Origin of the sequence: Streptomyces sp. NPDC057616 (assembly GCF_042800575.1) — a bacterium.
In the GTDB taxonomy this organism is placed as follows: Bacteria; Actinomycetota; Actinomycetes; order Streptomycetales; family Streptomycetaceae; genus Streptomyces.
This window is the reverse complement of record NZ_JBHVGU010000025.1, coordinates 90,732-111,259: the sequence shown is the minus strand read 5'-3', so window position 1 is coordinate 111,259 and position 20,528 is coordinate 90,732. Positions and strand designations below refer to the sequence as shown.

Sequence of the window (20,528 nt, the reverse complement as noted above, 5' to 3'; positions counted from 1 at the left end):
TCAGGCGTTCCAGATCTTCTCGGCGTCGCGCTGCCAGTCGGTCAGGATGGAGCCGATCTGCTTGGGCTTGGCCAGGAACTTGGTCAGCGCGGTGTCCGCGGTGGGCTGGAGCGCGTCGCTGGAGTCGCGGTTGAAGAACTGGGTGATCTCGGCGGCCGATTCGACGTGTGCGCGGCCCTTCTTCACCAGGGCGGTCCCGGCGTCCTTGGCGTCGGGGTTGCAGGGCAGGACGGTCCCGGAGGAGCCCTTGATGTAGGTCTCCTGGGCCTCCACGGTGGCGAGGTAGCGCATCAGGTCGTAGACCTGCTCGCGGCGGCCGGTGCGGGCGCTGGCGAAGTAGCCGTCCACGGGGGCCTCTTCGGCGAGCGGGACCTTGACGTCGATGACCGGGAAACGGAAGAAGTCGATGTCGTCCAGGGCGCTCTTGGGCGCCGAGTCGGCGAAGAAGGTGCCGATGAGCATCATGCCGGTCTTGCCGTTGAGCAGGGCGGTCGTGGCGTCCTGGAAGGCGAGGGCGGTGCCGTTCGGGTCGAAGTACGGATGCACCTCCTGCCAGCGGTCGAAGACCTTGCGCACCTCGGGGTCGTCGAACCGGTGCTTCCCGGCGAGGAGTTCGCGGTGGTACTGGGCGCCGTTGATCCGGATGTCGAGGTAGTCGAACCAGGCCGAGGCGACCCAGGGGGTGTTGCCGCCGGCACCGAGCCCGATCGGCGCGATCCCCTTGCTCTTGAGCTTGTCGCACAGGTCGAGGAAGTCGTCCCAGCTCTTGGGGAGTTCACGGATGCCCCACTTGGCGAAGTGGGACTTGCGGTAGAACATGCCCCACCAGTAGTAGGTGGCGGGCACGAACACCTTCTTGCCCGAACTGGCCGTGCACAGGCGGTTCTGCGCCTTGGAGTAGCGCTTGAGGTCGGGCGAGGAGTTCCACACCTCGTCGAGGTCGAGCAGCAGGTTCTTCTTGGCGTACGCGTCCGCCACCGAGCCGGGGTACCAGGTGTAGACGTCCGGCGGGTTGGCCGAGGTGAGGTACGTCGGCAGCTGGGTGCGGAAGGTCTCGGCGGCGACCGTGTTCAGGCTCGCCCTGCCGGAGCCCTTCTTGGCGTAGGCCGCGACGATGTCCTCCATCGCGGTCTTGGCCTGCGGGGCGGAGAGGTTGGACTGGAGGGTCACGTCTCCCTTGGAGGATGTCTTGCCCGAGGAGGTCGAGGTGACGCAGCCGCTGAGCAGCGCCGCCGTCCCGGCGGCTCCGAGGCCGGCGAGGACCCGGCGGCGACTGGGCTGAAGGTTGGCCATGATTGATTCCTAATTTATGTGAACTGGATGCGGTGCAGGTAGCCGTCGACTCCGCGGAAGACCGCGTCCACGGCTCCGTCCGCTCCGGCGACCGCGCCGAGCGAGCCGTCGAAGGCCGCGCTCGGGAACTCCTGGTGCTTGCTCCACCCCTGCCAGGCGCCGTCGGCGTACCGCTGCTGCCAGAGCGTGTAGTCGGCGGCCCGCGCGTACAGCACCACCGTGTCCCCGGTGGCGACCAGCGTCGGGCTGCCACTGACGGTCCCGCCGAGCGAGCTCCACACCGACCACTGGCCCGACGCGTCCCGCGTCCGGGTCCAGATGTCGTCCGCGGCCGTGCGCACGGCGACATGGACGCGGCCGGTGGCGTCGACGACGGCGGACGGGCGGCCGTACGTCTGCCGGTCGCCCGGCAGCCCGAGCGAGGACCAGCCCGTCTCCGGGCCGCGCTGCACCACCGCGCCGTCGGCGCCGCGCGCGAACAGGGTCCAGTGCGCGGGGTCGGTGAAGGCGACCGAGGGCGCGTCGGTCAACCGACCGCCGAGCGACTCCCATCGGCCCCAGCGGCCATGGTCGGACACCCGCCGGTAGGCGCGGTCGTCGGTGCCGCGCACGAAGACGTCGACGCGGCCGCCGGCGGAGGCGTAGGCGGCGGGCTGGCCGAGGATCTTCCCGTGGGTGGGACCGCTGAGGTCACGCGTGCGTCCGGCGTCCGTGCGCTGGACCAGCGAACCGCCGGGCCCCCGGAAGAACGTGGTCGGCCCGGAGCCGTCGCGCACCACGGCCGGGCTCGCGGAGGCCCGCTCGCCGAGGTTCGCGCCGGGCACGGCGTCCGCGCCGGTCAGCTTCAGGAAGGCGGTGCCGTGCGCGGGGACCTCGACGGTGTACGAGTCGGTGTGCGTGCCACGGTCGGCGCGCGCCCGCAGGTCGCGGACCTGCACCGCGCCGCCGAGGCCGGCGTCGGCGAACTTCACCGTCCGCTCGGCGGGCCGGTCGGACCGGTTGAGCAGGACGACCGCGCGGCGGCCGTGCCCCTGCAGGACCTTGCTGTAGACGTCTCCGGTCGCGTCGGTGGCCACCCGGACGCCCTGGACGGCGAGCGGGTCCTGGTCGACCGCGATGATCTCCGGGTTGCGCAGGGTGTCCAGCATCGCGTCGGACAGGGTGCGCGGGTCGGAGCCGAGCATCAGCGGCGAGCCCATCTCGGCCCACATCACGAACTGGCTGGTCGACTCCTCCTGCGTCAGCTCGTACGTCCCGTCGGTCATCTTCCGCATGGGGATGAGGTAGTCGGGGTCGTTGTAGTGACCGGGGCCCTGGGCCTCCGGGTGCCAGGCGTTGGCGTCCATGTTGCGCAGGATGTTGGGCCACTGGCCCGGACTCGGGGTGCCCCAGGCGATGTCGGTGCCGGTGCGCCAGGAGTCGGCGGTCGTCGGGCCGTAGACGTAGGTGTTGTGAGCGTCCTGCTCGGGGGTGTGCGGCAGGCCCCAGTCGTCGGTGAGCGGGTTGCACAGGTTCAGCAGCATCTTGCGGCCGGACTTGGCGACGGCGTCGCTGAACTCCTTGAAGGCGGGCCCCGGATCGAGCTTGGCGCCGATCCCGCACAGGAAGTCGACCTTGATCGCGTCGACCTTCCAGCCCGCGAACTGCCGGGCGTCCTGGTCGTAGTACCCCCGGCTGCCGAGCCCGCAGCTCTTGCCGCCGTCGTAGGTGCCCGCGTCGGTGTAGATGCCGGCCCGCAGCCCTCGCTTGTGCAAATAGGAGACCAGCGCCGGGATGCCGGAGGGGAAGCGCTCCGGGTTGGCGGTCAGCCGGCCCTGCGCGTCGCGGGGGTTGTCGGCCTGCCAGCCGCCGTCGAGCCAGACGATGTCGTAGCCGGCGTCGCGCAGACCGCTGCTGACGAGCTTGTCGGCGACGGCGCGCACCTCCTTCTCGGTGGGCGCGCCGAGGCCGTAGTAGGTGTTCCAGCCCATGTAGGGCCTGGGTGCGAGACCGCTGTCGTAGTACGCGGGAGCGCCCTGGTCCACGGAGCTCTGCGCGGTGGCCGTGGAGGCGGCGGTCACGGTGAGAACGGTCGCGATGGCGGCGGTCGCCGCCAGTCCTTGCAGGGGTGAAGTCGTCACGGCGAAGACTGTGGCCCGTGGCCGGAACCCTGTCAATATTAATTCCTAATTTATTCAAACAAGCCGGTGGAGCCTGTCGCGACCCTTGACACCACCGGGGCCCGGGTGCACTGTTTGGCAACGTTGTCAGAGGTCAATGTCCCTGATCGGAGCCGCAGTTCATGTCGGACCAGTCCTTCAGACCGTCGCGTCGCACCCTGCTCTCCACCGGGTCCACGCTCCTTGCGGGTTTCGGCCTCGGCATGGCCCTTCCCGCCGACGCTCTCGCAGCGGGTTCCGGCTCCGCATCCGGACAGCCGCAGCAGCCCGGTGAGCTCGCCGCCCACCGCCCCGTCACCGTGTCGTCCACGGACTACGCGCCCACGCCGGCCGAGTTCGCGGTGGACGGCGTCCCCGGAGCGGGTGTGCGCGGCACCGGCTGGCGCGCGGCGGCCGGCGACCCGCAGTGGATCTCCGTCGACCTCCAGGCGCTGTGCGAGATCACGTCGGTGCACCTCACCTTCGAGGCGACCTCCGACGACCCGCCCTACGTCGACGCACCCGGCGGCAACCCGCGCACCGACACCACGGGCCAGGAGATCCTCTCCAGCTGCGCGGTCGACTTCGTCGTCGAGACCTCGCGGGACCACAAGACGTGGACCGAGGTCTACCGGACGGACTCGGGCAAGGGCGGGACGGTGGAGATCGCCCTGGCGAAGCCGGTCACCGCACGCTGGGTCCGGATGACCGTGCACAAGCGCTCCAACGCGAACCCGCTGGGCCTCAACGGCTTCCAGGTCTACGGCACCTGCCGCACCGACCGCCCGCACGTCACCGGCTGGACCGACTGGGGCACCCACCACCGCACTCCCCCGGCACTGGAAGTCGCCGCCGACGGCACCGTGCCGCTGGAGTCCGGCTGGGACCTGACCATGGACGACTGGGCCGGTGCGCAGGGCGCCACTCTCTCCAAGGCGTCGGCGGACACCAGCCGCTGGCTGCCCGCGACGGTGCCCGGCACCGTGCTGACCTCGCTGGTGGACCAGGGCAAGCTGCCCGACCCGGTGGCCGGCCTGAACAACCTCCATGTCCCGGAGGCCCTTTCGCGGCACTCGTGGTGGTACCGCCGCGCCTTCGGCCTGCCCAAGGGCCTCGGCACCGGCGCCGGGCGCCATGTCTGGCTGGAGTTCGACGGCGTCAACCACAAGGCCGAGGTGTGGCTGAACGGCAGCCGGGTCGGCGACGTGACCTTCCCGTTCGCCCGCGCCGCCTTCGACGTGACGAGCCTGATCGGCGACGGCGACGGCGACGGCTCCGGCGACGGCACCGGCGAGCACGCGCTGGCCGTGAAGATCTCGCCCATGCCCTTCCCGGGCAGCCCGGGCGACAAGGGTCCGGCCGGGTTGTCGTGGGTGGACGCCGGGGCGAACATGATGAACCGCAACTCGCCCACGTATCTGGCCTCTTCGGGCTGGGACTGGATGCCCGCGGTGCGCGACCGCGCGGCCGGCATCTGGAACCACGTCCGGCTGCGCTCCACGGGCGCCGCGGTCCTCGGCGACCCCAGGGTGGACACCCGGCTGCCCGACCTGCCGGGCACCGGCACCGCCGAGCTGACGATCCTCGTCCCGGTGCGCAACGCCGACGCCGACGACCGGCGCGTCACCGTCTCCGCGGCCTTCGGCGGCGTCCGCCTGACCCAGACCGTCACGGTCCCCGGCGGCCAGACGGCGGACGTCACCTTCGCACCCGCCGACCACCCCCAACTGCGCCTGAAGAACCCGAGGTTGTGGTGGCCCAACGGCTACGGCGACCCCGCGCTGCACGACCTCACCCTCACCGCCACGGTCGACGGCGCGCAGAGCGACCGGCGCACCACCCGCTTCGGGATACGCCAGTTCGGCTACGAGTGGGACGTGCCGCTCACCTTCCAGTCCGGCAGCGACGCGTATGCGCAGACGGTGACATTCACCCGCCGCACGGCCCGCCACGTCCGCGTCATGTGCCGTACCCGGGCGACCAGTTGGGGCTCGTCCATGTGGTCGCTGTCGGTGGCCGACAGCACCGCGCCCGACACGGATCTCGCCCTGCACAAGGACGCCTCCGCCTCCTCCGTCGACGACCCGGGCAACAAGGCCGCCAACGCCACCGACGGCGACGACGGCACGCGCTGGTCCTCCTCCTTCGAGGACGACCAGTGGATCCAGGTCGACCTCGGCTCGTCCGTCTCGTTCGACCGCGTGGTCATCACCTGGGAGCAGGCGTACGCGCGCACCTTCACCGTCCAGGTCTCCGACGACGGCGACACCTGGACGGATGCGGCGGACGTCGACAACACGGCGGTCCCGCTGCCGTTCCGCAGCAGCGGCTCGGCGGCCCTGCAGACCGTGGACTTCACCGCGCGAACCGCCCGGCACCTGCGGGTCTTCTGCCACCAGCGGGCCACCAGCTGGGGCGCCTCGATGTGGAGCCTGTCGGTGCTGGACAGCTCGGCGCCCGGCACGGATCTCGCCCTGCACCGGCAGGCCACGGCGTCGTCGTCCGACGAGGACGACCACAAGGCGGGCAACGCCACCGACGGCGACCCCAACTCCCGCTGGTCCTCCTCCTTCGAGGACGACCAGTGGATCCAGGTCGACCTCGGCTCGTCGGTGACGTTCGACCGCGTGGCGATCCTGTGGGAGACGGCGTACGCGAAGACGTACACGATCCAGGTCTCCGACGACGGCGACAACTGGACGGATGTGAAGACGGTCGACAACAACACCGTCCCGCTGAAGATCAGCGTCAACGGTGTGCGGGTCTTCTGCCGCGGCGGCAACTGGGGCTGGGACGAGCTGCTGCGCCGCATGCCGGCCTCCCGCATGGACACCGCGGTGCGGATGCACCGGGACATGAACTTCACCATGATCCGCAACTGGGTGGGCAGTTCCAACCGCGAGGAGTTCTTCGCCAGTTGCGACGAGCACGGGCTGCTGGTGTGGAACGACTTCCCCAACGCCTGGGGCATGGACCCGCCGGACCACAAGAGCTTCCTGGACCTGGCCGAGGACACGGTGCGCCGCTACCGCATCCACCCGAGCGTCGTGGTGTGGTGCGGCGCCAACGAGGGCAACCCGCCCGGGCCGGTCGACGACGGCATGCGGGCGGCGGTGCGCGGCCAGGCGCCGGACGTGCTGTACCAGAACAACTCGGCGGGCGGGATCGTCTCCGGCGGCGGCCCCTACGGCTGGGTGGAGCCGGAGCGCTACAACTCCCCCACCACGTACGGCAGCGGCAGCTTCGGCTTCCACACCGAGATCGGCATGCCGGTCGTGCCGACCGCGGACTCGATGCGCGGCCTGGTCGGCGACGAGCCCGAGTGGCCGGTCGGCGGCGCCTGGTACTACCACGACTGGAGCACCAAGGGGAACCAGGCGCCGCAGAACTACCGCGCGGCCATCGAGAGCCGGCTCGGCACGGCCAGGGACCTCGACGACTTCTGCCGCAAGGCGCAGTTCGTCAACTACGAGAACCACCGCGCCATGTTCGAGGCCTGGAACGCCCATCTGTGGGACGACGCGAGCGGGCTGATGCTGTGGATGTCCCACCCCGCCTGGTACAGCACCGTGTGGCAGACGTACGACTACGACTTCGACGTCAACGGCGCCTACTACGGGTCCCGCAAGGCCGGTGAGCCCGTCCATGTGCAGCTGGGCGCCAAGGACGGCCAGGTGATCGCGGTCAACCACACGCCCGGCGCGCTCAAGGGCGCCACGGTCTCCGCCCGCCGCTACGACCTGGCCGGCCGCGCGCTCGGTGCCGAGCAGCACGCGTCCGTGGACGTCGCGTCCTCGTCGACGGCGGACGCGTTCACCCTGAACGGCGGGGACGGCCTGCCGGCTCTCCACCTGCTGCGCCTGCGGCTGACGGACGCGCACGGCGAACTGCTCTGCGAGAACACCTACTGGCGGTACGACAAGCCCGAGGACATGCGGGCGCTGAGCTCCCTCGCACCGTCCCGGGTGTCCGTCGACACCACCGGGACCCGCCGCACGGGCTCCCGCCGCGAACTCACGGCCCGGCTGCGCAACCGGGGTTCCTCGGTGGCGGCGATGGTCCGCGTCTCCCTCGTCGACGCGAAGGGCCACCGCGTGCTGCCGGCCCTCTACAGCGACAACTACATCTGGCTCCTCCCCGGCGAGTCCCGCACCCTGACAGCGTCATGGCCCACGGACGCGGCACCGACGGCAACGCTACGGGTGGAGCCGTACAACGCCCGCTAGCCGGGCACCCACCGCCCGCCACACTCAGCCCCCGGTCACACCGACCGGGGGCTGACCAGCCCCGTCCGGTGGTTCTCGCCCCGGTGCGCTGGTCCTCGTCGCCGAACGCCGCCCGGAAGCCACGGTCCTGAATCACCGGAAACGTCTCGCTCACGGCGGCCACCCATGCGTCGACCTCGGCATGGGACGTTCGGATGGCGCTGATCAGCGTCCCGAAAGCCGTCTTGGAGGTCCGTCAAGGTCACAGGTGGACACTAGCAACCTCGTTCCCCGACCTGACCGGCCGCGGGCCGCACGTACGCGTGCAACCCTCTCGCAACCTCCCCCGTGCTGACCTGGTCGCATGGCTGAGGAGAGGTCGCAGTACGAGGAGATTCCGCGGGTCGAGCTCACGGCCGCGGCCGCCGATCTGGTGCGGCGGCTGCGTGCCACGCACGGGCCGCTGATGTTCCATCAGTCCGGCGGCTGCTGCGACGGCAGCGCGCCCATGTGCTACCCGGAGGGCGAGTTCCGCACCGGGGGCTCGGACGTGCTGCTGGCGGAACTGCAGGTCGAGGGGGTGGTGGAGCCGGTGACGTTCTGGATGTCGCGCAGCCAGTACGAGGTGTGGAGCCACACCCGGCTGATCGTGGACGTCGTGGCGGGCCGTGGCAGCGGTTTCTCCCTGGAAGCACCCGAGGGGGTGCGTTTTCTCACCCGTTCTCGCGTCGTCGACGCGTAGCCATCCCCCGGCCCGCCCCGATCTGGTGCACTTCCCCTGAGACACCCGTCAGTTGACGATCCCTCAGGGGGTACTGTGACGCATCGTCGGAGGCGTTCCGCAGCAGTCAGGTCGGACAGACCGGTTCGCACGCCGGTGAGATCCGCACTGACGTTTCTCACGGCATTCGGCGCGCTGGCCGGTGCGGCCCTGGTGGGGGCGGCACCGGCCGGCGCCGTGCAGAGCTCCACCCGGCTCGCGCCGGGGGTCACCTACCGCCAGTTCGACATCCAGGGCGCCAAGGGCCCAACCCACGCCCATGTGGTCACCGTCGACCTGCGCAACCACCACGTACGGCTCGGCCTGCTCTACCCGGGAGCGGTGGCCGCCAGGGCGCCCGTCTCCCAGCTGGCCGACACCCAGGGCGCCCTCGCGGGCGTCAACGGCGACTTCTTCAACATCACCGAGACCCAGCACCCGGGCGTGGAGGCGACGGGCTCGACGGACGGCCCGGCCGTCGCGCACGGGCACGTCCTCAAGGCCGCGGTGCCGGACGGCCAGCGCTTCGGGCCCGCACTGCCGCCCGGCACCAGCACCCGGGACGTGCTCGGCGTGGGCACCGACCACCGGGCCCGCCTCGACAACATGACCCTGAGCGGGTCGATCCGCACACCCGCCGGACGGCTGCCGCTTCGCGGGTTCAACCAGTACGCGCTGCCGGAGGGGGCGATCGGCGCCTTCACCTCCGACTGGGGCAGCGTCTCCCGCGTCCGCGCCACCTGCGGCACGGATTCCGACCGCGCGGCCCCCTGCAGTACGGACACCTACGAGGTGACGGTCCGCGGCGGCCGGGTCGTCGCCGCGTCCGACAGCCCCGGCACGGGAGCCATCGCCAAGGGCACCACGGTCCTCGTCGGCCGGGAGGCGGGCGCGCAGCGGCTGCGGAAGTTCTTCAAGGGCGAGCCGGTGAAGGTCACCCACGGACTGGTCGCCGCCCACTCCCGCATCCCCTACAGCTTCGCGCTCGGCGGCTATCCGGTCCTGAAGGGCGGGAAGCCGCTGGGCGGGCTCGACGACGCGACCGCGGCCGTCCGCACGGCCGTCGGCATCGCGGACGGCGGCAGGCGGGTGTTCCTGCTCGCGCTGGACGGGGCGCCCGAGTACCGCAAGGGCCTGACGATCGCCGAAGTGGCCGCCGCGATGCGGTCGTTGGGCTCGGTCGACGCCTTCAGCCTGGACGGCGGCGGGTCGACGACCCTGGTCGCCCGCGCACCCGGGGCGAGCTCGGTGACCGTACGCAACCACCCGTCCGGGGACGCGGAACGCCCGGTCCCCAACGGCATCGGGGTGTTCAGCGGGTCGTGACCCTCACGGCCGCAGACTGCTGACGATCTCCGCCGTCGCCGTGACACCGCTGTGGATGGTGGGCGCGATGCTCGTGCTCGCGAGATAGAAGCCGAGCAGCGCGCACACCAGCGCGTGGGAGAACTTCAGTCCCCCGCTGCGCACGAAGATCACCGCAAGGATCGTCAGCAGCAGCACCACAGAGATGGAAATCGCCATCGTCGGCCTCCTCCGCCACGCCGCCATGTCCGGTTCACGGCGTTCGGCCGTAAGTGTGGCGTAGCGGAGGGTTCGTCAGGACGGCTGACCTGTCCGCCGAACGTGTGGTGTCCGGACGGATCCTCAGGCCGCCCGGTGGGCGTCCAGGAACGCCTCGAGTCCGGCCAGGTCGTCGGTGTTGAGGTAGTCGACGCCGGCCGCGAGCAGTTCGCCCCACAGGGCGCCCCGGGCGGGGCCCGCCAGGTCGGGCGTGTTCCAGAAGCGCACCGCCTGCCCGCGCTCGTGCGCCTGGCCGACGATGCTCCGCAGCCTCTGCCGCTCGGCGTCGGGGAACGCTCCCTCGCCGAGCCAGGTGAAGTTGAGCTGCCAGTTGTCGCTGATCAGCGGGACGAAGGAGGCGGGCGCCGCGGTGCCGAGGTCGGTGAGCCGGCCGTCGTAGAAGGCGCGCCGCACGGTCTGGGCCTCCATCGGCGTACGGGCGGCGCGGTCGCCGGAGATGACGTTGGTGACCGCCCCGGGGTACACCCGCCCGTGGGCGTACGTCGTGAACAGGTGCCGGTAGCGCCTCAGATGGCGGTCGAGTTCGAGATACGTCGACGAGCCCTCGGTCTTGATGTCGATGAGCAGCTGCAGGGGCCGGCGGTAACCGCGGTACACGGAGCCGTGGTTGGCCTTGACGATCCTGGCCAGCGGGTCGAGGTAGAGGGACTCCAGGGTGCGGGTGGGGTCCAGGTCGTCCGGGGTGTGCCCGATGAGCAGCTGGTCGCCGACGAGGAAGATGTCGGCCTCGACGCTGCCGAAGCGGTGGTCGAGGGCGTCGAAGAGGGGGCGCGGGTGCTCGTAGTCGTTGTGGGCGTGGGCGCGCCACAGCGGGTGGGGCCGGTGCTTGCCCCCTTCGGCGAACGCGCTGCCGGCGGGCGGCGCGAGCACGGCGGCGAGTGCGGCACCGAACGTGCCGAGGGCTCTGCGACGGGTGGTGAGGGCCATGTTCTGCCTCCCTGTGGGGCGGGTCGGAACCACAGGGAGTATGGGACGGATCGACCCTCAATGAACCTGTACATGGCAGGAGTTGGCCGGACTGCCGCCCCTTGTTCACTCCTTCCGGGCAGCCGCACGCAAAAGCCCGCCCCAGGTGGGGCGGGCTTCACCGGCGTTCGGTCAGGGGGCTTGCAGACCGACGAGTTCGGCCACGGCGGACCGGTGGGCGCCGGCCGAACCGTAGGCGATCGAATCGGCCTTGGCCCGCTTGAGATAGAGGTGGATCGGGTGCTCCCACGTCATGCCGATGCCGGCGTGCAGCTGGAGCGCCTCCTCGGCGGCGTGCACGGCGACCGGCGCCGCGTAGGCCTGCGCGACGGCGACCGCGACCTTGACGTCCTCGCCGGTGGCGAGCGCGTCCGCCGCGTTGCGGGCGGCGGCGCGGAGGTTGACGGTCTCCAGCCACAGCTGGGCGAGGCGGTGTTTGAGCGCCTGGAACCCGCCGACGGGCCGGTTGAACTGCTTGCGCTCCTTGAGATAGCGCACGGTCTCCGTCAACGCCCAGTCTGCGAGGCCGAGTTGCTCGGATGCGAGCAGTCCGGCACCGGCCCGCAGGGCGCGGCGGACGGCGGGCTCGGCGGCACCGAGCCGGCGCGCCCGGGCCCCGCCGAGCGTGACGGTCGCGAGCGGCCGGGTGAGGTCGAGGGACGCCTGCGGGGTGACGGTCGCGTCGGACGCGTCCACCGCGTACAGACCGCCGTCCTCGGCCGGCACCAGCAGCACGTCCGCGGCGACCGCGTCCGCGATGCCCGCCAACTCCCCGTGCAGGGCGCCGTCCTGCAGCCGTACGGCGGAGAAGGCGGTGCCGGGGGCGCGGTGCAGCCCGACCGCGAGCACACCGACCGTCCGGCCCGAGGCCAGCCGCCCCAGCAGCTCCTCGTCCCCGCACTCCAGCAGGGCCTCGGTGGCCACGACGGCGCTGGAGAGATAGGGCACGGGCGCGACCGCGCGCCCCAACTCCTCCAAAACCACGGCGACTTCGCGGTGTGTGGCGCCCTGACCCCCCTGCGCCTCGGGCACCAGCAGGCCGGCCAGGCCCATGCCGTCGGTGAGCGCCTTCCAGGCAGCCAGGTCGTGCGGGGCGTCGGACTCGGTGCGCGCGATGACGCCGGGCGCGTCGCAGTGGTCGGCGAGCAGGTCCCGTACGGCGGCCCGCAGCGCCTCCTCCTCTTCCGAGTACAGCAGGTCGGGCTGTGTGCTCATCGGGCGAGGTCCTTCCAGGCGACGTCCTTGTCGGTGCGCGGCTCGGCGGGCAGGCCCAGGACGCGCTCGGCGACGATGTTCAGCAGGATCTCGCTGGTCCCGCCCTCGATGCTGTTGCCCTTGGCGCGCAGGTAGCGGTAGCCGGCCTCGCGGCCGGTGAAGTCCACGAGTTCGGGCCGGCGCAGGGTCCAGTCGTCGTACAACAGGCCCTCCTCGTCGAGGAGTTCGACCTCCAGGCCGCTGATCTCCTGGTTGAGGCGGGCGAAGGCGAGCTTCATGCCGGCGCCCTCGGGGCCGGGCTGGCCGGCGACGAGCTGCTGGCGCAGGCGCTCGCCGGTGAGCCGGGCGACCTCGGCCTCCACCCACAGCTTCAGCAGCCGCTGGTGCAGGTCGTGGGTGCGCAGTTCCGGCCGTTCGCGCCAGGTTTTGGCGACCGGCCCGATCATGCCGCCCTCGCGGGGCAGCCGCATGCCGCCGATGGCGACGCGCTCGTTGTTCAGGGTGGTCTGGGCGACCCGCCAGCCGTCGCCGACCGCGCCGAGGCGGCGGGAGTCGGGGATGCGCACGTCGGTCAGGAAGACCTCGTTGAACTCGGCCTCGCCGGTGATCTGCCGCAGCGGGCGGACCTCGACGCCGGGGTCGGTCATGTCGCAGACGAAGTACGTGATGCCCGCGTGCTTGGGCACGTCCGGGTCGGTGCGGGCGATGAGGATGGCCCAGCGGGCGTTGTGCGCGCCGGACGTCCACACCTTCTGCCCGTTGACGACCCAGTCGTCGCCCTCCCGGACCGCGCGGGTGCCGAGCGCCGCGAGGTCGGAGCCGGCGCCGGGCTCGCTGAACAGCTGGCACCAGACCTCCTCGCCGATCCACAGCGGGCGCAGATAGCGCTGCTTCTGCTCCTCGGTGCCGTACTTGAGGATGGTCGGGGCGGCCATGCCGAGCCCGATGCCGTTGCGGCGCGGGTCGTTGTCGGGGGCGCCGGCGGCCTCCAGCTCCGCGTCCACGACGGCCTGCAGGGAGCGGGGCGCGTCGAGGCCACCGAGGCCCTCGGGGTAGTGCACCCAGGAGAGCCCGGCGTCGAAGCGGGCCTTGAGGAAATCCAGGCGGTCGGTCGTGGCCGGCGGATGCGCGGCCAGCAACTCGGCCGTGCGGCGCCTGAGTTCGGCTGCGTCGGTCATGCCGCTGCTCCGTTCGCCAGGGACGGTACGACGGCCACGCGGCCGGTGGTCACCCCGTCGCCGACGCGCTGCACCGCGGCGGCGGCGCCGTCCAGCGGTACGCGCTCGCTGACCAGCGGCTTGATCGCGCCGCGGTCGGCGAGCTCGGTGAGCTGCTCGTGGCAGTGCAGGATCAGCTTCGGGTTCTTGGTGCCGTACAGGCCCCAGTGCAGGCCGAGGATCGAGTAGTTCTTCACCAGGGCGTGGTTGAGCCCAGGGCTCGGGATCGTGCCGCTCGCGAAGCCGACGACCACGATCCGGCCCTCGAAGGCGACGACCTTGGTGGACTGGGTGTAGGCCTCGCCGCCCACGGGGTCGTAGATCACGTCCGCGCCCCGGCCGCCGGTCGCCTCCTTCACCGCGGCGATGACGTCCTCGTTCTTGCGGTCGATCACCACGTCGCAGCCCAGCTCGCGGGCGACCGCGGCCTTGTCCGCCCCGCCGACGACGCCGATGACCCTGGCCCCGGCCGCCTTGCCGAGCTGCACGGCCGCGCTGCCGACCCCTCCCGCGGCAGCGTGGACGAGCAGCGTCTCGCCGGCCTCCAGGTGGGCGCGGCGGTGCAGACCGAACCAGCCCGTCTGGTAGCCGATGTGCAGGGCGGCGGCCTCGGCGTCGTCCAGCGCGTCCGGCGCGGGCAGCAGGGCGGCGGCGTCCGCGACGGCGTACTCGGCGAAACCGCCGTACGGCAGCGCGGGGTTGGCGAGCACGCGGCGGCCGTCCTCGGTCTCGCCGCAGATCTCCACGCCCGGGGTGAACGGCAGCGGCGGGCGCACCTGGTAGTGGCCCCGGCACATCAGCACGTCCGGGAAGTTGATGTTCGCGGCACGCACCTTCAGCAGCACCTGGCCGTCGCCGGGCGTGGGCCGCTCCACCTCCGCGAGCCGCATCACCTCGCTCGGCTCGCCGTTCTCGTGCACTTGCCATGCCTGCATGCGGTGCCTCCACGGGACTGCTTCGTCTGGCCGGAGTCTGACCGGGGTCATTCGCATACTAAGCGGTCGCTTGCCACTCTGGGAACCGCCGACGTCAGTCGCTTTCGCCACGTCCCTGCTTCGGCCGCGCCCGCACGTGCATCCGCTCGCCCTGCGGCCCGAACAGGCTCAGGAACTCCACCGGCCCCTCGCCCGTGGAGCCGAACCAGTGCGGTACCCGCGTGTCGAACTCCGCGGCCTCCCCCGCGGTCAGGACGACGTCATGGTCCCCCAGCACCAGCCGCAGCCGCCCGGACAGGACGTACAGCCACTCGTAGCCCTCGTGGACGCGCGGCTCGGGTTCCAGGCGCCGTTGCGGCTCCAGCACCTTGAAGGCCTGCAGGCCGCCGGGCTGGCGGGTCAGCGGCCAGTGGGTGCGGCCGTAGCGCACGATCGGTTCGGACCGCACCCGCGGATCACCCGCGGCCGGAGCGCCGACCAGTTCGTCCAGCGGCACCTGGTGCGCCCGCGCGATCGGCAGCAGCAGCTCCAGACTGGGCTTGCGCAGCCCGGACTCCAGCCGCGAGAGCGTACTCACCGAGATTCCGGTCGCCGCCGACAGCCCGGCGAGCGTCGCACCCCGCTCCTTGCGGATCCGGCGCAGCCGGGGCCCGACCTCCGCGAGTACCTCTTCCGTGTCGTCAGTCATGGATTCATTGCAGTTTCGGCAAACGTGTTTGTCAATGCGGCAGCGATGGCGCAACCGTCGTACCCGGAGGTGGTCACCCATGACGCAGAGGACCGAGAAGTACGAAGTGATCGTCGTCGGCGGCGGGGCGGCGGGGCTCTCCGCCGCCCTGGTCCTGGGCCGCGCCCGGCGCCGCACCCTCGTCGTCGACGCGGGCGAGCCGCGCAACGCGCCCGCCGCCCATATGCAGGGCTTCCTCTCCCGGGACGGCATGCCGCCCGCGGAGTTCCTGGCGATCGGCCGCGAGGAGATCGCGCGCTACGGGGTGGAACTGGTACGGGATCGGGTGGTGGACGCCACCCAGGGCTTCGACGTCTTCCTCGAGAGCGGGCGGGCCGTCCACGGAAGGCGGCTGGTGGTCGCCACCGGTCTGCGGGACGAGCTGCCGGACGTGCCGGGAGTGGCCGAGCGGTTCGGCCGGGACGTGCTGCACTGCCCGTACTGCCACGGCTGGGAGGTCCGCGACCGGGCCTTCGGCGTGCTCGCCACGACGGCGATGAGCGTGCACCAGGCGCTCATGGTGTCGCAGTGGTCCAAGGACGTGACGTTCTTCCTGCACACCGTCGCCGAGAAGGAGCTGTCGGACGACGACCTGCGCAGGCTCGCGGCGGCCGGGGTGAAGGTGGTCCCCGGCGAGGTCGCGGAGCTGGTGGTCCAGGACGACCGGCTGGCCGGCGTACGCCTCGTGGACGGGACGACGCACGCCTGCGAGGTCGTGTTCACCGCACCGCGTGCCGTCCCGCAGACGGACCTCCTCCGGCGGCTGGGCGCCGAGATGCGCGAGACCCCGTTCGGCGCGTACCCCGTCATCGACCCGACCGGCCTGACGACCGTGCCCGGCGTCTGGGCCGCCGGCAACGCCTCCGGCTTCGCCGAGCAGGTCGTCAACGCGGCCAGCCGCGGCTACCGCGCGGGCGCGACGATCAACGGCGAGCTGCTGATGGCCGACCTCGACGCGAAGTCCGGGGTGTAGAGGCGCCGCCGTGCGGGTGTGGAGCGGCCGCCTCCGTTGCAGGATGACTGCATGCTGCTAGCCCGTCTGGCCCAGGTGTCCCAGGAGGTCGCCGCCACCTCGGCGCGGTCCCGGAAGATCGCCCTGCTCGCCGAGCTGTTCCGGGACGCCGAGGCGGACGACGTCCCGATCGTCATCCCCTATCTGGCGGGACGGCTGCCGCAGGGGCGGATCGGCGTCGGCTGGAAGGTGCTGAGCCGCCCGGTCGAACCCGCCGCCGAGCCCTCGCTCACCGTGCGCGAGGTGGACGCCCTGCTCACCGGTCTGGGCAAGGTCTCCGGCGCCGGCTCGCAGGCCGAACGGGCCAGGCTGGTCGGGGAGTTGCTGGGCGCGGCCACCGAGGAGGAACAGCGGTTCCTGTTCGGGCTGCTGACCGGCGAGGTGCGCCAGGGCGCCCTGGACGCCGTCGCCGTGGAAGGACTGGCGCAGGCGACCGAGGCGCCGGCCGCCGACGTGCGCCGGGCGGTGATGCTCGCGGGCTCCCTCCAGTCGGTGGCGCAGGCGCTGCTCGCCGACGGCCCGGCGGCCCTCGACCGCTTCCGGCTCACCGTCGGCCGCCCGGTCCTGCCGATGCTCGCGCACAGCGCCTCGTCGGTCGCCGAGGCGGTCGGCAAGCTCGGCGCCTGCGCCGTCGAGGAGAAGCTGGACGGCATCCGCGTCCAGGTCCACCGGGACGGCGACGCCGTGCGGATCTACACCCGCACCCTCGACGACATCACCGACCGGCTGCCCGAAGTCACCGCCTCCGCACTGGAGTTGGCCGAGCCGCGGTTCATCCTGGACGGTGAGGTGCTCTCCTTCGGACCGGACGGGCGGCCGCGCTCCTTCCAGGAGACGGCCGGGCGGGTCGGCTCCCGCGTGGACGTGGCGACGGCCGCCGAGACCGTGCCCGTCTCCCCCGTCTTCTTCGACGCGCTCTCCGTCGACGACCGCGACCTGCTCGACCTGCCCTTCGCCGAGCGGCACGCCGAACTGGCCCGGCTGGTCCCCGAGCCGATGCGGGTGCGGCGCACCCTGGTCTCCGGCCCCGACGACGTGGCCGCGGCGGACGGCTTCCTCGCCGCGACGCTGGAGCGCGGCCACGAGGGCGTCGTCGTGAAGGGACTCGACGCCCCCTACAGCGCGGGCCGGCGCGGCGCGTCCTGGCTGAAGGTCAAGCCCGTGCACACCCTGGACCTGGTCGTGCTGGCCGCCGAGTGGGGCCACGGCCGCCGTACCGGCAAGCTATCCAATCTCCACCTCGGCGCCCGCACCGCCGACGGCTCGTTCGCCATGCTCGGCAAGACCTTCAAGGGCATGACCGACGCGATGCTCACCTGGCAGACCGAACGCCTCCAGGAACTGGCCGTCGACAGCAGCGGCTACGTGGTGACCGTACGCCCCGAACTCGTCGTCGAGATCGCCTACGACGGCCTCCAGAAATCCACCCGCTACCCGGCCGGCGTCACCCTGCGCTTCGCCCGCGTGATCCGCTACCGCGAGGACAAGCGCCCCGAGGAGGCGGACACGGTCGAGACGCTGCTGGCCGCGCACCCGGAGGTGAAGCCGTGAGCGGCAGGCACAGCGCGGGCCTGCTGCTGTACCGGCACACCGGCGCCGGCCTCGAGGTGCTGCTCGGCCACATGGGCGGCCCCTTCTTCGCCAAGCGCGACGCCGGGGCCTGGACCGTACCCAAGGGCGAGTACCTGCCCGAGGAGGAGACCGCCTGGCACGCGGCCCGGCGCGAGTTCCAGGAGGAGCTCGGACTGCCGCCGCCCGACGGCACGCCGGTGGAGCTGGGCGAGGTCCGCCAGTCCGGCGGGAAGACGGTGACGGCCTGGGCGGTCCGGGCGGACCTGGACCCGGCGTCGATCACCCCCGGCACGTTCGCCATGGAGTGGCCGCCGCGCTCCGGCAGGACGCAGGAGTTCCCGGAGCTGGACCGGGTGGCCTGGTTCGGCCTGGACGGCGCGCGCGAGGTGATCGTCACGGCGCAGAGCGCGTTTCTCGACCGGCTCGCCGAGCACTCGGAAAGTGCGCGGTAACCGCACAGCCGCCCACGCGTTGCGGTCGGCGGCGGCGCGCGGGAAGGTCGATGCAAGCCCGCCCTTAGGAGGTCAGCCATGCCCATCGCGACGGTGAACCCGGCCAACGGCGAGACGCTCAAGACGTACGAAGCCATGGGCGAGGAGGAACTCGAGCGCCGGCTCCAGCTCGCGGAGGCGACGTTCCGCACGTACCGCACGACGACGTTCGCCGAGCGCGCCCGCCTGATGCACAAAGCCGCCGACCTGCTCGACGAGAGCGGCGAGGACATCGCGCGCGTGATGACCACCGAGATGGGCAAGCCGATCAAGCAGGCCCGCGCGGAGGCCGCCAAGTGCGCCAAGGCGATGCGCTGGTACGCCGACCACGCCGAACAGCTGCTCGCCGACGAGGAGCCCGCGGAGTTCGACGTGAAGGACTCCGGCGCCTCCCGCGTCCTGGTCCGCTACCGGCCGCTCGGCCCCGTGCTCGCCGTGATGCCGTGGAACTTCCCGCTGTGGCAGGTCGTCCGGTTCGCCGCGCCCGCGCTGATGGCGGGCAACGTGGGCCTGCTCAAGCACGCCTCGAACGTCCCGCAGACCGCCCTGTTCCTGGAGGACCTCTTCCACCGCGCGGGCCACCCCGAGGGCTGCTTCCAGACCCTGCTGATCGGCTCCGGCGCCGTCGACGAGATCCTGCGCGACGAGCGCGTCAAGGCGGCCACCCTCACCGGCAGCGAGCCCGCCGGACGCGCGGTCGCCTCCACCGCCGGGGACATGGTCAAGAAGACGGTGCTGGAGCTGGGCGGCAGCGACCCGTACATCGTCATGCCGTCCGCCGACGTCGACCGGGCCGCCGAGATCGCGATCACCGCCCGCGTGCAGAACAACGGCCAGTCCTGTATCGCCGCCAAGCGCTTCATCGTCCACACGGACGTCTACGACGCCTTCGCCGAACGGTTCGTGGCGGGCATGAAGGCGCTGAAGGTCGGCGACCCGATGGAGGAGGACACCGAGGTCGGACCGCTCTCCAGCGAGCAGGGCCGGGACGACCTGGAGGAGCTGGTCGACGACGCGCGGCGCAGCGGCGCCACGGTGCTGTGCGGCGGCCACCGGCTGCGCCGGCCCGAACTGCCCGGCTGGTACTACCCGCCGACCGTCCTCGCCGACATCACCCGGGAGATGCGCATCCACCGCGAGGAGGCGTTCGGCCCGGTCGCCACGCTGTACCGGGCCGCCGACCTGGACGAGGCGGTACTGATCGCCAACGACTCGCCGTTCGGGCTGAGTTCGAACGTATGGACGCGGGACGAGGCCGAGATCGACCGTTTCGTGCGGGATCTGGAGGCGGGCGGGGTCTTCCTGAACGGGATGACCGCCTCGCACCCGGCGTTCCCGTTCGGCGGCGTCAAGCGGTCCGGATACGGGCGTGAGCTGTCCGGGCACGGAATCCGGGAGTTCTGCAACATCACCACGGTTTGGCACGGTGCGTGAGTGCTACGCGGCTAACATCCCGTCTGTGAACCGCGAAGTGACTCTGCCTCTGATCGTCGACGACCGCGGGACCTTGCAGGTGGCTGCCGCCGATGTGAGCAAGTTGTTGCGGACGGTCGGTGGCAGGTGGCTGCATCTCGTCGAGTCCGGCGAGGGTGGGCTCGACGAGGACACGGTCGCGGCGTTGACCATCGAGCTGGCCAAGCTGGCCGACCGGATCGACGTGGCGTGCATCGCGCACAGCAGCGGGGGTGCGCCCTAACCCTCAGCTGAGCCGCAGCAGCGTCGTCCAGAACAGGGACTCGTAACTCTGCAGCAGACGGCCGTAGCGGTACGCCTGTTCCTCGTCGACGCCGCCGGCGTCCAGGGACGCCTGGACGGCCGCCGTGGCCTTCAGGTCCAGCTCCGGGGACGGTTCGGCGAAGAAGTCGAAGAAGGCGCACTCCTCGGGCTTGAAGCCGTAGTGGGTGCGCAGGGCCGTGGCGATGGTGGCGCAATACCCGCCCCAGGCGGAGAAGTTGGCGGTGATCGCCACGACCGCGTCGGCCGGGGAGGCGTTGAGGGCCAGCCAGGCGATGCAGGCCGGGTATGCCTGGCAGCCGGGCAGCGGGTCGTAGGCGCGGGTGCGGGTCTCGTCCACACCGCAGGCCGCCGCGAACGACTCCAGCCGCTCCCCGGCCAGCGTCTCGCCCTCGGCGAGCGTCTCGAAGAAGGCGGAGACGTCGGGCTCCTGGGTGCGTTGCGCCAGATGCAGGAACGCCGTGCGGTCCGCCGGGATCACCCACCGCTGCTCCAGGGCCAGCGTGGCGAGGACGTCGCGGGAGGCCCCGCCGCGGGCGATGAGCGGCACGAGGGGGTTGGCGTGCGGATCCGGGGCCAGTGTCCTGGCCGCTGTCTCCAGCAGTTCCGTGGCCGTACGCGTCATCGCGTCCTCCGTGGTCTCGGATGGGGGGCTGCCGGTCCGACCCTGGCACGGGGT

At 71.9% G+C, this 20,528-nt stretch carries 17 protein-coding genes; 8 read left to right on the top strand and 9 right to left on the bottom strand.

All coding sequences use genetic code 11. The annotated features are described in order from the left end of the window. On the bottom strand, positions 1-1,293 hold the full coding sequence (locus tag ACFU97_RS29085; protein ID WP_384262305.1) for an ABC transporter substrate-binding protein: 1,293 nt from the start codon (positions 1,291-1,293) through the stop codon (positions 1-3). Between the two features lie 14 nt (positions 1,294-1,307). Beyond that, complete coding sequence (locus ACFU97_RS29080) at positions 1,308-3,413, bottom strand: glycoside hydrolase family 27 protein (protein ID WP_384262303.1); 2,106 nt, start codon at positions 3,411-3,413, stop codon at positions 1,308-1,310. A 161-nt stretch (positions 3,414-3,574) separates the two neighbouring features. On the opposite strand from ACFU97_RS29080, the gene ACFU97_RS29075 reads away from it, so the two are divergent. The 3 genes from ACFU97_RS29075 to ACFU97_RS29065 all read left to right on the top strand — a co-directional run bounded on the left by ACFU97_RS29075 (position 3,575) and on the right by ACFU97_RS29065 (position 9,722). After that, entirely contained in the window at positions 3,575-7,657 is a 4,083-nt protein-coding gene (locus ACFU97_RS29075; RefSeq protein ID WP_384262300.1) for a discoidin domain-containing protein, read from the top strand. Between the two features lie 343 nt (positions 7,658-8,000). Continuing rightward, on the top strand, positions 8,001-8,378 hold the full coding sequence (locus ACFU97_RS29070; protein ID WP_384262298.1) for a DUF779 domain-containing protein: 378 nt from the start codon (positions 8,001-8,003) through the stop codon (positions 8,376-8,378). Positions 8,379-8,513: 135 nt separating this feature from the next. After that, positions 8,514-9,722, top strand: a complete 1,209-nt coding sequence (locus ACFU97_RS29065; RefSeq protein WP_384262295.1) for a phosphodiester glycosidase family protein — start codon at positions 8,514-8,516, stop codon at positions 9,720-9,722. A 3-nt stretch (positions 9,723-9,725) separates the two neighbouring features. Here the strand turns inward: ACFU97_RS29065 and ACFU97_RS29060 are convergent, their stop codons facing one another. The 6 genes from ACFU97_RS29060 to ACFU97_RS29035 all read right to left on the bottom strand — a co-directional run bounded on the left by ACFU97_RS29060 (position 9,726) and on the right by ACFU97_RS29035 (position 15,001). Beyond that, positions 9,726-9,920, bottom strand: coding sequence for a hypothetical protein (locus tag ACFU97_RS29060; RefSeq protein WP_384262292.1), 195 nt, complete (start codon positions 9,918-9,920; stop codon positions 9,726-9,728). Between the two features lie 123 nt (positions 9,921-10,043). Further along, a complete protein-coding gene (locus ACFU97_RS29055; protein WP_384262290.1) occupies positions 10,044-10,907 on the bottom strand; it encodes a phosphatidylinositol-specific phospholipase C/glycerophosphodiester phosphodiesterase family protein in 864 nt (287 codons plus the stop codon). A 171-nt stretch (positions 10,908-11,078) separates the two neighbouring features. Next, positions 11,079-12,161 (bottom strand): acyl-CoA dehydrogenase family protein, encoded by a 1,083-nt coding sequence (locus ACFU97_RS29050; protein ID WP_384262287.1) that lies wholly within the window; start codon positions 12,159-12,161, stop codon positions 11,079-11,081. Beyond that, positions 12,158-13,339 carry an acyl-CoA dehydrogenase family protein gene (locus tag ACFU97_RS29045; protein WP_384262285.1) on the bottom strand — a complete coding sequence of 394 codons (1,182 nt, stop codon included), beginning with the start codon at positions 13,337-13,339 and terminating at the stop codon, positions 12,158-12,160. Before ACFU97_RS29045 ends, ACFU97_RS29050 begins: the two co-directional genes overlap by 4 nt. Then, positions 13,336-14,313: an NADPH:quinone oxidoreductase family protein gene (locus tag ACFU97_RS29040; RefSeq protein ID WP_384262282.1), complete on the bottom strand. Its 978-nt coding sequence runs from the start codon at positions 14,311-14,313 to the stop codon at positions 13,336-13,338. The genes ACFU97_RS29045 and ACFU97_RS29040 overlap by 4 nt, the downstream gene beginning before the upstream one ends. Positions 14,314-14,407: 94 nt before the next feature. Next, a complete protein-coding gene (locus ACFU97_RS29035) occupies positions 14,408-15,001 on the bottom strand; it encodes a helix-turn-helix domain-containing protein (RefSeq protein ID WP_384262280.1) in 594 nt (197 codons plus the stop codon). Between the two features lie 79 nt (positions 15,002-15,080). On the opposite strand from ACFU97_RS29035, the gene ACFU97_RS29030 reads away from it, so the two are divergent. From ACFU97_RS29030 to ACFU97_RS29010, 5 genes are all read left to right on the top strand, one after another. Beyond that, positions 15,081-16,013 carry an NAD(P)/FAD-dependent oxidoreductase gene (locus tag ACFU97_RS29030; RefSeq protein ID WP_384262278.1) on the top strand — a complete coding sequence of 311 codons (933 nt, stop codon included), beginning with the start codon at positions 15,081-15,083 and terminating at the stop codon, positions 16,011-16,013. A 51-nt stretch (positions 16,014-16,064) separates the two neighbouring features. After that, positions 16,065-17,603 (top strand): ATP-dependent DNA ligase, encoded by a 1,539-nt coding sequence (locus tag ACFU97_RS29025; RefSeq protein WP_384262275.1) that lies wholly within the window; start codon positions 16,065-16,067, stop codon positions 17,601-17,603. Continuing rightward, positions 17,600-18,076 carry an NUDIX domain-containing protein gene (locus ACFU97_RS29020; RefSeq protein WP_384262273.1) on the top strand — a complete coding sequence of 159 codons (477 nt, stop codon included), beginning with the start codon at positions 17,600-17,602 and terminating at the stop codon, positions 18,074-18,076. The genes ACFU97_RS29025 and ACFU97_RS29020 overlap by 4 nt, the downstream gene beginning before the upstream one ends. Before the next feature lie 78 nt (positions 18,077-18,154). Then, the gene (locus ACFU97_RS29015) at positions 18,155-19,549 is read left to right on the top strand and encodes an NADP-dependent succinic semialdehyde dehydrogenase (protein ID WP_384262270.1); all 1,395 of its coding nucleotides are present in this window, start codon (positions 18,155-18,157) and stop codon (positions 19,547-19,549) included. Between the two features lie 25 nt (positions 19,550-19,574). After that, positions 19,575-19,811: a DUF6213 family protein gene (locus ACFU97_RS29010; RefSeq protein WP_384262268.1), complete on the top strand. Its 237-nt coding sequence runs from the start codon at positions 19,575-19,577 to the stop codon at positions 19,809-19,811. Positions 19,812-19,814: 3 nt separating this feature from the next. Here ACFU97_RS29010 and ACFU97_RS29005 read toward each other — a convergent pair whose 3' ends face one another. Next, entirely contained in the window at positions 19,815-20,474 is a 660-nt protein-coding gene (locus ACFU97_RS29005; protein WP_384262266.1) for a transcriptional regulator, read from the bottom strand. Between the last annotated feature and the right edge of the window lie 54 nt (positions 20,475-20,528).